Here is a 14,538-nt window from a genome sequence, read left to right on the forward strand (position 1 = left end):
AATACAGGATTGCAATGACGATTCCATTCAGATGCACAACATTCTGTATTGCATCATTAAATGCTAGCGCGGCGGTTTTACCCTAAATCATTCGAGTTGCAGGGACGAGGGCAGCCAACGCCCTGCAATTTGAAGTATGACGGGTATATTTTATTGGGGCATCCTTAACATCCGGCTACCCAGGATATTCTTCTTCATCACCATCACAAAGAACACCACCGTGATGATGAACTCGGTCGCGCCCACCGCAATCGCGACGCCATAAACCCCCCACCATTGGGTAAAGAAGAACAGATAGGAAAAATGGCACAGCAAACCGATGAAGTAGACCCGCTTCAGGTAACGGCTCAGCCCGGCTGGAATAATGATCAGGTTAACCAGAATGATCGACAACGAGATAACAAACTGGGTAACGATCATGATAGTCAGCAAATGCCCAATGTCGTATTCCTTACCGAAAACCCAGTGGATAATCGGCGTTCCTACCAGCAGGTTCCCCAAAAAGGCGCTGGCGGTGAGTAAAGAAAACATCATCATGACCTTCATCAGCCTGGCCCGAATCGCCGGGTACTCTAGCCGGTTGTAAAGGCTGCAAATGTGACTGAAATTGCCTTGTACTATCGGGTTATACAGTTGGCGCAGCACCGATGCCAGCCGATCCGCCACCGCGTAGTGCCCCAACGTGGCGTCGCCGAACATGAATTTGATCACTATCGGATTCAGATAAGTGAAACCCAGCGTGAACAATGACGCAGAAAAGTTATGAAAACTTTCCCGAATTTCATCGGATATCGTCTGCCGGTTTACACCGGAAAGCTGCCAGCTCACCGATTCACGGCGTTTCAACTGACACTGAATCACCAGCCCAACCAATACCGGTGGGAACAGCTGAATCACCGACGCCAGATAAATATCTGTTGGTGCGCTTACCAGCAGGAAGATAAGCCCCAACGCCAGCGCACGGAACACCAGGTTCAGAATCGCCAGATGCGAGTTCTTCCCCAACCCCTGAAACAGCCAGGCAGCCGACAGTAACGAGCTTAGCGAAGACGCCAACCCGATAAAGAACAAGATGCCGTCTATCTTCGACTGCGCCGTCAACAGATCGACTAGCGTTCCCGCCACCATCACCACCAGAAACAGCAGTGTTTTGGCGCATTGCACATTCGAGTACAGGGTATTGATGGCCGCCATGTCGCCAGCATGGGCACTGACTTTTCTGGCGGCCGAGAAGTTAAAACCAAAATCGACAATAAACAACGCGATAAAGCTGATGGACTGGGCGTAACTCAGTTTGCCAAAGAACTCCGCACCCAGCACCCTGGCCAGATAGGGAAAGGTCGCCAGTGGCAGCAGCATATTGGAAATCTGAATAATATAGAGATAGATAACCTCGCGTTTTATTGTCTTTTTGTCACTCATACCATCCACCAGATTGCACAACTCAGCAGTTTCCGCTCACCGTTGCGGGCGCGTCGCATCAGTGACAGCTTACGCAGTACCCCGGCTTCTCCGCGGATAACCCGCAAAAAATCAGTGCTGTCGGACGGATGCTGCTGGCAGAAATTTTTCAAAGCGGTCAACATCATGCGGCTATGCCTGTGGCCTGTGGGGTAACCTCTAAGACACAGCAGGCTATCTGGCAGCAGGCGTTTTCGCAGGATACCGGGCACGCCAACGGTATTGTTGCCGTGCTGGCGATACTTGATCAGCGGCGTATCCACATAGGCTATCTTCCCACTGTGGGCGGCGATCATCGCAATCCACCAGTCATGCATTCGAATGTCGTCTGGCATCGGCTCTATCAGCTGTTTCAATGCACGATTGAACAGCATGGCGCAGCCGGGAATATGATTACTGACCACAAAGTCTTCCGGCTGGCTGGCCGCCGAGGACTTGATCGACGCGCGATAGAAGGACGGATGCAGCGGCCCCAGTACCGCATCCACAATCTCCAGGTCGGAAAACGCCAGCACCGGCGTCGCGCCTTCCTGCTCGTGCATTTTGGCCTCGTTGAGCAACCGCTCCAGTTTTTCAGGAACCCAATAGTCATCCTGGTCGCACAAGGTGATATAGCGGTCTTCACAACAGGCAATGGCGCGGCGGAAGTTTTTCATCGCGCCTAACCCACCTTTGCCGGGATAAAGGCGGATTTTACCCTGCTGATAGAGTTCATGGCTCCGGATTATCTCTAGCGTGTTATCACGGGAACCGTCGTCGCATACATGGATGATAAAGTCCTGATGCGTCTGATGCTGGATGGAGTCCAGCTGCTGTCTGACATAGCGGCCACCATTATAGGTAGCCAACGCAATACTGATCCGATCGTGACCTGTCATCTCTGCTAACCGAAGATAAGGAAATACGAGAACGATGTGCGGTATCCCCTCAAGTTGCAGACGCACTGACCGTACGAATCCGCATTCATGAGGATTCGCTCGGTTATCGCCTGCAACTTGACATGGTGGGGCGTCATGCCCCTGTGGGGTTACCGCGCCTGAACATCATCAGACCAATTTGGGGATGATAACGCCCAACGCCTCCCGCCAGGCGGACGGCGGAATGCCCAATCGGGCAATCTTGCTGCAATCCAGCGTGGAGTAAGCCGGGCGTGCCGCTGGTGTTGGATATTGATCAGTGGTAATAGCGTTGACCACCGGCGTACGGGGCAGCAACTGCTTCTCACCAGCAATGGCGAAAATAGCGCTGGCAAAATCATGCCAGGACACTTCTTCGTCACCACAAAAGTGGTACAGACCCGCATCAGCCTGTTGCTGTAGTAAGCTAATGATCGCGTTGGCAATATCACCGGCGTAAGTCGGGCAACCACGTTGATCAGCCACCACGCCGAGGGTATCCCGCTCCCGGCCCAGTCGCAGCATGGTTTTAACAAAGTTGTTGCCGTACTCGCTGAAAACCCAGGCGGTACGCACAATCTGCGTTGCCGGATTCACTTTCAGCACCACCCGTTCGCCATCCAGCTTGGTCTGACCGTACACGCCCAGCGGGTGGGTAGCATCGGTTTCGCTATACGGCTGGGTCGCGCTGCCATCAAACACATAATCGGTGGAGACGTGGATGAAACGCGCCCCGTGCTGACGGGCAGCGCGGGCCAGATATTCCGGCCCGGTAACATTGATGCGCGCCGCCAGCTCGGGTTCTGACTCAGCCTTGTCCACCGCTGTATAGGCCGCCGCATTCACAATGGCGTCCGGTTGCCACGATTCCATCGTAGCCTGAACCTGCGCCTCGTCGGTAATATCCAGCGAGTCCATGTCCGTCGCCAACACCGACCACCCGTCCGGCAGCCGATCCTGAAAGCAGCGCCCCAACTGACCGTTAGCGCCAGTTAATAAAATTTTCATCCCCATAACTCCTTAAAGGCTTTGCCCTGTTTATCCTTTTCTGACAATAAGGGGGAGGTTATTGGCCAGTCGATGGCGATGTCTGCATCGTTCCATAACAGGCAGCCCTCATGAGCCGGGTTATAGTAGTCGGTGCACTTGTATTCGAAATCCGCCATGTCGGACAACACCACGAAACCGTGCGCCAGACCCGGTGGGATCCAGAACTGCGTTTTATTTTCTTCCGACAACACAACGCCTTCCCAGCGGCCGTAGGTCGGTGAATCCCGGCGAATGTCCACAACAACGTCGAACACCTCGCCGCGCACCACTCGCACCAGTTTTCCTTGCGGATTGGTCGTCTGAAAGTGCAACCCACGCAGCACGCCTTTGGCCGAGCGGGAATGGTTGTCCTGCACAAAATCCAGGTCGATATCCAGCATCTCCTGATAACGACGCTTCTCAAACGTTTCCAGAAAGAAGCCTCGGGCATCACCGAAGACCTTAGGTTGAATGATTTTTACACCCTGAATGGCGGTATCGTGGACTTGCATATCACATCCCTGTAAGTAGTTGGGCCAGATACTGACCATAATGGGTTTTAGCGAGATAACGTGCTTCATCCGCCACCTGTTCACGGCTCAACCAGCCTTTACGGAACGCAATTTCCTCCAGACAAGCAACCTTGAAGCCCTGACGCTTCTCAATGGTGCTGATGAACTGGGATGCCTCCAGCAAGCTGTCATGGGTGCCGGTGTCCAGCCAGGCAAAGCCGCGCCCCAGAACTTCCACATTCAGGTTACCCTGCTGCAGATACATTTCATTGAGTGTGGTGATTTCCAGTTCGCCGCGCGCCGAGGGTTTGACCTGCTTGGCCATTTCCACCACATGGCGGTCATAGAAATAGAGCCCGGTCACCGCCCAGTTAGACTTCGGTTTGCTGGGTTTTTCTTCCAGCGAAATCGCCTGTTTATTGTCGTCAAACTCCACCACACCAAAGCGCTCGGGGTCCATCACCTGATAACCGAAGACGGTGGCACCGTCGGTACGGGCAGCCACGTTCTCCAGTTTTTTACCGAAGCTCTGACCGAAGAAGATGTTATCACCCAGCACCAGCGCACATTGATCACCGTCGATAAAGGTTTCGCCGATCAGAAACGCCTGCGCCAGACCGTCCGGTGAAGGTTGTTCGGCGTAACAGAAATTCACACCGAACCGGCTGCCGTTACCCAGCAATCGCCGATAGGCAGGCAGGTCATCCGGGGTCGAGATGATCAGAATGTCCCGGATGCCAGCCAGCATCAGTACCGAAATCGGGTAATAGATCATCGGCTTGTCGTAAATGGGCAACAGTTGCTTCGATACCCCACGGGTAATCGGATAGAGTCGGGTTCCTGAACCGCCTGCCAATACAATGCCTTTCATTGGACTTTCCTTAACTAGAATACGATTAAAGGGTTAAACCTAAGCGTTCGCCGGTATAGGAGCCATCCTTAACGCTGCGCCACCAGTCCTCGTTCGCCAGATACCACTCCACGGTTTTACGGATGCCGGACTCGAAGGTTTCCTGCGGTTTCCAGCCCAGTTCGCGGTAGATTTTCGACGCATCGATCGCATAGCGCAGATCGTGCCCCGGCCGATCGGTCACATGGGTGATCAGCTCGTCGTAGTGGCGGATGCCTGCCGGCTTCTCCGGCCGCAGTTCATCCAGCAGGGCGCAGATGGTTTTCACCACCTCAATGTTTTTCCGTTCGTTATGACCACCGATGTTGTACGTTTCTCCCACCTCGCCGGTAGTCATGACGGTGTAGAGCGCGCGGGCATGATCTTCGACGTATAGCCAGTCGCGGATCTGGTTGCCCTTGCCGTACACCGGCAACGGTTTTCCTTCCAGCGCGTTGAGAATGATCAGCGGAATCAGTTTTTCCGGGAAATGGTACGGGCCGTAGTTGTTGGAGCAGTTGGTCACCAACGTGGGCAGGCCGTAAGTCCGCAGCCAGGCGCGTACCAGATGATCGCTGGCGGCCTTGGAAGCGGAGTACGGGCTACTCGGCGCGTAAGGCGTGGTTTCCGTAAACAGATCGTCAGTGCCGTGCAGGTCGCCGTACACTTCATCCGTGGAAATATGGTGGAAACGGAAAGCCGCCCTGCTCGCCTCCGGCAATGCCGACCAGTAATGCCGCGTCGCCTCCAGCAGGGTGTAAGTCCCGGTAATATTGGTTTCAATAAAAGCGGAAGGACCGTCGATAGAACGATCAACATGGCTTTCCGCCGCCAGATGCATGACCGCATCCGGCTGAAAGGTCGCAAACACCCGATCCAGCCCAGCCCGGTCGCAGATGTTGACTTTCTCAAACAAAAAACGGGGATCGGATGCCACTTCTTTCAACGACGCCAGATTACCGGCATAAGTCAGGCAATCCACCACCATTACCCGGTCCTGAGTGTGCTGAATGATATGACGCACCACGGCTGAACCAATAAACCCAGCCCCACCCGTTACAAGAATATTCATGAATAGTGACCTTTCAGAAATGTGTTAATACGCGGATTTACTCACAAATCCTTTGAAGATTGTCAGAAATATAATCTTGATATCCAGCCAGACACTCCAGTTTTCGATATAGAAAAGATCGTATTCCACCCGTTTTTCCATCTTTTCCAGAGTATCGGTTTCACCACGCCAGCCATTAATTTGCGCCCAGCCGGTAATCCCTGGCTTCATTTTGTGCCGCAGCATGTACCCTTTGATCAGCTTGCGGTACTGTTCGTTGTGCGCCACCGCGTGCGGACGCGGCCCGACGATCGACATTTCACCGCGAATGACATTGATGAACTGCGGCAGTTCGTCCAGCGATGTGCGACGCAGAAACGCGCCCACCGGTGTCACACGCTTATCATCTTTACTGGCCTGAATCACGGTATCGCCGTTTTCCATTACCGTCATACTGCGGAATTTCCACACTTCTATCGCCTTGCCATCCATGCCGTAACGTCTCTGCCGGAAAATCACCGGCCCCTTGGAGGTCAATTTGACCAGCAACGCAATACCCAATAACAGCGGGGAAATCAGCACAGTAATAATCGACGCGGTCACAATGTCTTCCAGGCGTTTGAGCAGACGATTCACACCACTCATCGGCGAATCGTACAGCGACACCACCGGAATACCGTTAATGATATCGCTGCGCGACTGCAACACGTTAAACGCCAGAATGTCAGGCACCAGCATCACCGTACAAGTGGTATCCGTCAGTGCCGACATCAGGTGGTTGATCAATTCCGCCTCCTGCAGTGAGAACGAGACATAAATCTTGTCCAGATCCCCTTTGCGGGCCAGCCGAATCAGCTCATCCACATCCCCCAGACAGCGCACACCATTACGTTCATAGCTGTACTGGAACTGGCTGTTTTCGGAAAAATAACCAATGATGTTCAGCCCCATCCAGGGTGCCTGCTTGATACTCTCAGCCAAATAAGCACCGGAGGGTTGCGCACCGATAAACGCCACGTTGACCTTGTTGTAACCTTTTTTTCGCAGATATTGCACCACCACCCGAATCAGGGTACGTGATATCAAAAATCCTGCTACGGTAAATAAAAACCAGACCGCATGAAAATGATAACCGATATATTGGTTCGGCACCAAAGATAAAATACCGGCACCGAAAGTGACGCTAATTCCCCAGTTAATAATCAGGGTTCGAATCTCAGTATAAATACCGACACCACGCCACGAACGATAAAAATTGGTAAAACCCGCCAATAACTGAAAGACGGAAAAGCTGATCAAGGCGATTAAATATGCCGCCGTCGATATCTCTTTGTTTGTCACCAGACATGCTAACAGCACGCTGATAAAGATTACAGTCATATCAGAGAAACGCTGTAATACTGAAACCAGCGAGGGAATAGCATAAATTACACTCTCTTTTTTCCTGACCATAGTCGTTCACCTGTACGAGTAGAAGTTATTGCCAGAATCTTTTATGCATACTCAGTTTCCTGATTAAGCCATGAGGTATTTTCTGATAATGCTGCCCCAATTTATATCCTGCAATTTTCAGGGCATTGTGCACACACGCACGAGGGATCCACAGATAGTTATTTTCTTTCATGAGATAACGGAGCTCGGAAAAAATAAATCGCTTCCCTTCGCCACCGGCACCGCCGAATTCCTCCCTAATCCATTTTTCGTCACAGTGAAATACACCGATATCAAAATAACGCCTGAACTCCTCCACTGGCGTATAGTTGTGTGAATGCTTAACCGCCGCATCCGCCACATACGCCACCCGGTATCCAGCCAGTACCGCCTGAGCCGCCAGATACATATCCTCGCTAAGAATCGTGTTGGACGGAAACCCGCCCAGTTCATGAAAGGTTTTCGCCCGATAAGCCGCAAACGAGTTGGAGGTAAACACCGTCTTGATGCCATAGTGCGACTTGTCCATCAGCCCCAGTACATGACTGCGGGTGCTGTAGTTGAAACAGCGGGCATGGCAGGCCAGCGGGTTAGCGTCGTCATGCGGCAACTGGCGGCCGTAAGCCACCGCCACCTGCTCATCCTCAAACGCAGACAGCAACTCACAAATAAAACGGTGTTGAGGAATCGCGTCCTGGGTCAGGAACACCACCACGTCGCCGTCACTCATTGTCACACCGAGATTACGTGTACCGCCGTGGTTGAATTCAGCAGAAGTAATGGTGTGACACCGGAAACCGTAACGAGCGGCCACCTCGCGCGAGTTGTCGCGTGACGACGAATCAATCACCAAGACCTGCTGCGGCGGCAATTGTTCGGCAATCAGGCAGGCATGTAGTGATGCAGCGCATTGCTCCCAGATTTCACCACCGTTATAAACTGGAACCACAAAATTGACTTTCATATCTCGATTCTCTTGCTCATCTGAAAAGTGAAAAAACGGTCGTCGATTTCGCTACGCAACGCGTTGGCTTCCGTGTTCCAGGACGCGTAGCGTTTCAGATGCGCACTGCTTCCATGTCAATGACTGGGCGAACGCCTCGCCTTTCTTCTGCATATCCGCCGGGCCTTGACCGGTCACCAATTGGTGAATCCCCTCAGCAATCGACGACACGGACAATGGGTCAACCAGAATCGCCCGCTGTTCACACAGTTCCTTCAGTGATGTGGTGTTGCTGGTCAGCACCGGCAGTCCATAGCACATCGCTTCCAGCGGCGGCAGACCAAATCCTTCGTACATTGAGGGGTAGCAGAAGCCGCGTGCATGTTGGTACAGGCTCACCAGTGCGTCATCGCTAACGTGGCCGGTAAAAATCACCGCGTCGTTGTCAGTCAACGCGTCGGCACCGTCATCCCCGAACACCCGCGACACTCCTTTCTTACCCACAATGACCAGCCGAATGTCGGAGCCGCTCTCCTGTTTAAAGCGAAGAAATGCCTTGATTAGCCTGGGAATATTCTTCCGTGGTTCCAGCGACCCCACCGATAGGAGGTAATCGCCCTCCACCACTGGTGCGCCCTTTTCTGCCGCGCGCCCACCCGCGCCCGGTTGCAGCACGTCCACCCCGTTGTAAATCACCGAGACTTTGCTCTCCGGCACGCGCAAATGGTGCATAATGCGTTCCTTGGAAAACTCGGAGATGGTGATGATGTGCTCTACTTTTTTCGCCAGCCGTGGTTGCATGAATTGATACCAGGCAACAAATTTTTTATTCAGCCATTCCGGATGATCAAAAGGCACGGTGTCGTGAATAGTGACAATTTGTTTTTTAATCAGCAGCGGCCCTGTATTACTGGGTGACCACAATATATCTTTCGACGTTACTTTTCGTGGTAGCGACAATTGCTCCCACATATGCCCCTTCATGCCATAAATAATATTATCCGGGTGTATTAATTCCACCCTAACGCCAGCCGTAGAAATATATTCAATAATCTTCTTGGTATAGCGTTGCACGCCAGTAGTATGCCCCAGCAGATTACGTGTATTCACATACATGAATGACATCCCCTTCCGGTTACACCGAACGGTGTAACCGTTTAAATAAAAGACAGTGATTGTTTTCGGATTCCATCTTCCAAAAAGCAGCCAATCGTAAAACGTATGCTTTACTTTCTTATTCCATTAGATTCCGCAGGTAATAAATCTCGCCGTCGAGTTTCAGGTATAAGCATTTTCACATAGACCTTTTCAAATTCCCCGGCGATAGCATCAGGTGTAAATGCATATAATGTTTCAGGACCAAGTGGCTTAATAGGTTTATTGATAACCTCTTCAAGCGAGCACTCTTCCATAAAATAGATATTCGGTAATAGAGACGATAATTCGCTGACCGCCCCCATTCGATTCGTCAGTACCACCTTTCCATAAAAGATGCTTTCCACTACTACTCGGCCAAATGGCTCATGCCATTTCACCGGCAAGACCACGACATCTACCTGCTGCATGAACGTTTCCAGGCTGACAAAACCCAGCAGCGTCACACCGCTGTCCCGCGCCACCTCCACCAGTGGATTATCCTGCGTGATACGCCCTGCGGCATAAAAAGCATACCCAGGGCGATCACGGTAATGCCGGGCCAGTACGCAGAAATCATCAAATCCTTTTTCCTCTGCCAGCTTGCCGATAAAACCGATGCGCTTGACGGCGTTATCGCCCTCACCTCGTGTTGCAGGCTCTGCGGGTATATGGCTGGCCTCCAGCACGATGTCATAAATAAACCCCTGATAGACCCTGGGGAAAAAACCCGCGTTACGATGCAGCTCGAAAATAAACCGGCTAATACCGACATAGCCGTCCACCAAATGGCTGTACCGCCGTTTCAACCAGGACATCAGGCAGATACCCACCGATGCCGGGTCCTGATTCTTTCCCCTACGAAACAGGGTCACATTATGATGAAACAGATAGTAATCCCGGCTGGTATGCAGGATTTTCACCCCGCAGGCTTTCGCCGCTGACCAGACCGACACGGAAAATCCGGCAATGTTGTTGGTGTGCACCAGGTCCGGTGAGAAGTCCTGGATAACGTCCATCGCAACGCGCCGCATATCCACGTTGTAATAATCTTTCAGGTGCCAGCGTATTTTCTGGAAGAAAGATTTCTTTTTGCCATCAAACGGCCAGTAATGGTTAGCCAGCGGCACATAGCACACGGCAACGCCATTAATAACTGTTTCACGACGCTGCTTTTCCGGCGTCAGGCACAGTATCTGTACCTGATGCTGTCGTCGCACCAGTGCTTCCGCCATCAACTGCACAGACACCTCGGCCCCACCCACTTTGTACGGATGGTACAGGGTGTTGATAATCAGAATTCGCATAGAGAGTTGTCCCCGGCAAATACGGAGTGCCTTATCCAGGCACCAGACGGCGTAGCCGCCCTGTTCCGCATCAAGAAAATAGTCTATAAATCAAAACTATAGTCGTACTAACCCAGAGCATATAAAGCAATGTGTTAAGGACAACATCCTTGATAGCGGCACCGCGATGACCAGTGCAACTTTATGCGTTTCCCTGTTATCCCCCATCGATAAGGACGACATCTCGTCTCATCGACAGGTCTGCATCAATCAACCCTGTTTGACATCAACCCGATTTGACATCAGGCGCTGAGCGCATGGTTGTAGGCCTGCTCATACTCCTGTGCGACTCGGTCTGGGGTAAAATGCGCCAGCATTTCGGGGCAAAGCGGCTCGGCGTGTTTTTCCACCTCCGCATCCACCGACGTCTCTTCCATGAAATAGATGTTCGGCAATAACGCGGCCAGTTCACCAACGCCGCCCATGCGGTTAGTCAGCACCACTTTTCCATGGAAGATGCTTTCGACAACTACCCGGCCGAACGGCTCATGCCATTTCACAGGCAGCACCACGACGTCCACCTGCCGCATAAAGTCTTCCAGACTGACAAACCCCAGCAGAATCACACCACTCTGGCGCGCTTCCTCCACCAGCGGGTTATCCTGCGTGATGCGACCCGCGGCATAAAAAACATAACCGGATCGATTGCGGTAGTGCCGGGCCAGGGCACAAAAGTCATCAAACCCCTTCTCTGGCGAAAACTTGCCGATAAAGCCAATCCGCCTGACATTTTCTTCGACCGGTTCATTCGCCCCAGTGTCATCCACCGCGGGCACCGTGTTGTAAATAAAGGCATGTTGCGCATTAGGGAAAAACCCGGCCTCCCGGTGCATCTCGCAGATAAACTGACTGATGCCGACATAACCGTCCACCAGACGACTAAACCGTTTTTTCACCGCCGACATCAGACGAATGCCTGTTGCATCGGGATTCTGATTCTGACCATCGGAGAACAGGGTCGCGTTGTGGTGAAACAGGTAGTAATCCCGGCTGGTATGCAGAATTTTCACCCCACAGGCTTTCGCCGCCGACCAGACCGACACCGAGAACCCGGCAATGTTATTGGTGTGAACGATATCGGGCGAAAACGCCCTAATTTCCTGCATCACCGCACTGCGCATGTCACGGTTGTAGTAGTCCTTCAGGTGCCAGCGTATCTTTTGCCCGGAAGAACGCTTCTGACCATCAAACGGCCAGTAGCTGTTCGCCAGCGGCAAATAACACACCGACACACCGTTAATAACTTGTTCGCTGCGATACGGATCAGGCGTCAGACACAGCACCTGTACCTGATGCCCGCGCTGTACCAGCGTTTCAGCCAAAAGCTGGACCGAGACTTCGGCCCCACCCACTTTATAAGGGTGATATAAGGTATTGATAATCATGATCTTCATATTATCTATCCTTGCTTTTAATTCTTTATGTTCAGGGACCCATTTCCGCTTGTGCGAAATGGACCGGCACGCCCTCCCCGAGGGCAGAGAAGCGGCTGGCGTGCACTCCGGCATAACACCAGCCCTCTCTACAGCTATTTCCACTGCCTTTACCGCGCTTCTCTTAGTCGCTATCGCGGGTCGATCACCATCATTAACCTTCTATTTTTCATACTCATCCTTGTAAATCCGGCCTTGTAAACATCCCGCTTCCTTTATGGATTAACAGAAGCTAGTTTTTATCCGCGCCGTAAGAGTACTGATAGGAGTCATATCCATAGCTGTAGTAACTCAGCGCCCGGCGAATCACCGCATTCAGGATCACCCCTTTGATCGACGCGCCATTCTGTTCAAAGCGTCGGATACTGATCTCCACCTCTTTCGGTGTGTTCATCTCAAACCGCGCTACCAGCAGCGATGTCCCAGCTTGTCGGCTGATGATCGCCGCGTCGGTCACCGCCAGAATCGGCGGCGTATCCAGCAGTACGATATCGAACTGACGGACGGCCCAATCGACAAACGCGGTAAAGTTGCTGTGCATCAACAGCTCCGACGGATTGGGTGGGATCTGACCGCGCGGGATAAAAAACAGATTCTCCACCGCGGTAGGGCGCAGCGCCTGCTGCGCGTCGATCTGCCCTGAGAGGATATCCGACAACCCTTTCTCAGGCGTCGCCCCCATCAGATGGTGGGCATACCCCTTACGCATATCGCAGTCGACGATCAGCACCCGCTGCCCAGCCTGGGCGATCACCGCGCCCAGGTTGGCGCTGACGAAAGACTTACCGATACCCGGACTGGCACCGGAGATCATCAGGACATTATTTTTCGCTTCCATCATCGCGAAATGCAGGCTGGTGCGCAGGCTGCGGATCGCTTCGATCGCCAGGTCAGCCGGGTTGCCCACCGCCAACAGGGAATCAGAACGGGTATTGCGTTTGCGGTTCTTGTTAGCGAACTCTCTATCCTTCTTCTGTTGCCATTCCGACAAAGGCACGCTGGCGTACACATTAATACCCAGCTCTTCCAGCTGTTCCGGGCTTTCGATACCGCGATGCAGCAGCGTTTTCAGTAATACGAACCCGACAGAAGCCACCCCGCCTAACATCGCAGCCAGCAGAATCACCAGCGTTTTCTTCGGTTTCACCGGTTTAAGCTGAACCACCGCCGGGTCGATAATGCGCACATTACCGACGGTACTGGCTTTGTTGATGCTCAGTTCCTGCTGCTTATTCATCAACTGGACATACACTTCCTGCCCGACATTGACATCCCGCGTCAGCCGCACAATTTCCTGTTGGGTTTTCGGCATACTACTGACACGCTTATTCAGGTTATCGCGCTCTTTTTCCAGCGTGGCGCGTTTCTCCAGCAACGACCGGTAGGCAGGATGCTCACGGGTATACAGCTTGGAGATCTCCGCTTCACGAAAGGTCAACTGGTTAAGCTGAGATTCGACATCCACTATCGTGTCCAGCACCGATTTAGCTTCCAGTGACAGATCCACCGAATCTTTCTGTTGACGGTACTTATTCAGTTTGTCTTCCGCTGTCTCCAGTGAAGCACGCACCAGCGGCAGTTGTTCTTTGAGGAACACCAGACTTCTGGCCGCCTCTTCCGATTTGCGATCCACATTCTGTTGCAGGTAGTTATCGCTGATACTTGCCAGCGTTTTTCTCACCAGTGCCGGATCGCTGCCTTCCAACGTCAGTTGCAATACGCCGGTGTCTTTCCCTTTATCCGCCACCGACAGCTCGCTCAGAATGTCGTTGATCGCGGTCAGCATGTTCTTTTTCCTGACGGTAAATACCGTACCCGGCGCGGCGTTGGTGTCGCTGATCAGCAGATTAAAACCGCCGTGAGACTCCAGTTGCCCGATACTGCCGATGAACGAGGCGTCCTTACCAGCGGCAAAGCGGTATTTCCCCTCATCCTCAATCGTCACGGTCATCTTTTCATCCAGCCAACTGTCCGGCACCGACAACCGGGAGACAGAGATTCGCGCTGGCTCCTCATCTTTTAGCCGGGCGATACCTTTACCCACCAGCGGGAAATACTTCTGTTCAACCTCGGTATCCAACCCCAGATCCTGTACGGTCTTCCCCACTACCATGCGGGAGCGAAGCAGTTCGACTTCAGGTGCCGATTGCGGTTTGCTATCCGGCAAGACCTTGGAAATATCGTTCATTAGCGAATCGCTGACGTTCTGTTCCACTTGCACCATCGCATCCGCCTGATAAACCGGCGTCGCCAGCAGCGCATACAAGATGCCCAGCATGGTAAAGATGGTGGTGATGCTGATAATCAGCCAGCGGTGATCCAGCACGGTTCCCAGCAAGCGTCCCAGGTCAATTTCATCCGCCTTGTCCGCTTCAGATGTTTTCACGCCAATTCTCTCTGACATCGTAATCCC

At 52.6% G+C, this 14,538-nt stretch carries 12 protein-coding genes; all 12 read right to left on the reverse strand.

Going from position 1 to position 14,538, the window contains the following annotated elements; translation table 11 throughout:
- Nucleotides 1-150 precede the first annotated feature (150 nt).
- Nucleotides 151-1,422: an oligosaccharide flippase family protein gene (locus OB87_RS10090; protein ID WP_033569321.1), complete on the reverse strand. Its 1,272-nt coding sequence runs from the start codon at nucleotides 1,420-1,422 to the stop codon at nucleotides 151-153.
- On the reverse strand, nucleotides 1,419-2,339 hold the full coding sequence (locus tag OB87_RS10095; protein WP_033569322.1) for a glycosyltransferase family 2 protein: 921 nt from the start codon (nucleotides 2,337-2,339) through the stop codon (nucleotides 1,419-1,421). Before OB87_RS10095 ends, OB87_RS10090 begins: the two co-directional genes overlap by 4 nt.
- 168 nt (nucleotides 2,340-2,507) lie before the next feature.
- Nucleotides 2,508-3,365, reverse strand: a complete 858-nt coding sequence (rfbD, locus tag OB87_RS10100) for a dTDP-4-dehydrorhamnose reductase (RefSeq protein WP_033569323.1) — start codon at nucleotides 3,363-3,365, stop codon at nucleotides 2,508-2,510.
- On the reverse strand, nucleotides 3,362-3,898 hold the full coding sequence (gene rfbC, locus OB87_RS10105; RefSeq protein WP_033569324.1) for a dTDP-4-dehydrorhamnose 3,5-epimerase: 537 nt from the start codon (nucleotides 3,896-3,898) through the stop codon (nucleotides 3,362-3,364). Before rfbC ends, rfbD begins: the two co-directional genes overlap by 4 nt.
- 1 nt (nucleotide 3,899) lies before the next feature.
- Entirely contained in the window at nucleotides 3,900-4,769 is an 870-nt protein-coding gene (gene rfbA, locus OB87_RS10110; RefSeq protein ID WP_033569325.1) for a glucose-1-phosphate thymidylyltransferase RfbA, read from the reverse strand.
- A 25-nt stretch (nucleotides 4,770-4,794) separates the two neighbouring features.
- On the reverse strand, nucleotides 4,795-5,859 hold the full coding sequence (rffG, locus tag OB87_RS10115) for a dTDP-glucose 4,6-dehydratase (protein ID WP_033569326.1): 1,065 nt from the start codon (nucleotides 5,857-5,859) through the stop codon (nucleotides 4,795-4,797).
- Nucleotides 5,860-5,883: 24 nt separating this feature from the next.
- Nucleotides 5,884-7,290: an undecaprenyl-phosphate glucose phosphotransferase gene (gene wcaJ, locus OB87_RS10120; RefSeq protein ID WP_033569327.1), complete on the reverse strand. Its 1,407-nt coding sequence runs from the start codon at nucleotides 7,288-7,290 to the stop codon at nucleotides 5,884-5,886.
- Between the two features lie 25 nt (nucleotides 7,291-7,315).
- Nucleotides 7,316-8,233: a glycosyltransferase family 2 protein gene (locus tag OB87_RS10125; RefSeq protein WP_033569328.1), complete on the reverse strand. Its 918-nt coding sequence runs from the start codon at nucleotides 8,231-8,233 to the stop codon at nucleotides 7,316-7,318.
- A gap of 51 nt (nucleotides 8,234-8,284) precedes the next feature.
- On the reverse strand, nucleotides 8,285-9,328 hold the full coding sequence (locus OB87_RS10130; RefSeq protein WP_033569329.1) for a glycosyltransferase family 4 protein: 1,044 nt from the start codon (nucleotides 9,326-9,328) through the stop codon (nucleotides 8,285-8,287).
- Nucleotides 9,329-9,438: 110 nt separating this feature from the next.
- Entirely contained in the window at nucleotides 9,439-10,653 is a 1,215-nt protein-coding gene (locus tag OB87_RS10135) for a glycosyltransferase family 4 protein (protein WP_033569330.1), read from the reverse strand.
- Nucleotides 10,654-10,934: 281 nt separating this feature from the next.
- On the reverse strand, nucleotides 10,935-12,086 hold the full coding sequence (locus tag OB87_RS10140; protein ID WP_033569331.1) for a glycosyltransferase family 4 protein: 1,152 nt from the start codon (nucleotides 12,084-12,086) through the stop codon (nucleotides 10,935-10,937).
- Between the two features lie 271 nt (nucleotides 12,087-12,357).
- Nucleotides 12,358-14,529, reverse strand: coding sequence for a tyrosine-protein kinase Wzc (wzc, locus tag OB87_RS10145; RefSeq protein ID WP_033569332.1), 2,172 nt, complete (start codon nucleotides 14,527-14,529; stop codon nucleotides 12,358-12,360).
- Nucleotides 14,530-14,538 lie beyond the last annotated feature (9 nt).

It is taken from the genome of Dickeya undicola, assembly GCF_000784735.1.
GTDB lineage: Bacteria > Pseudomonadota > Gammaproteobacteria > Enterobacterales > Enterobacteriaceae > Dickeya > Dickeya undicola.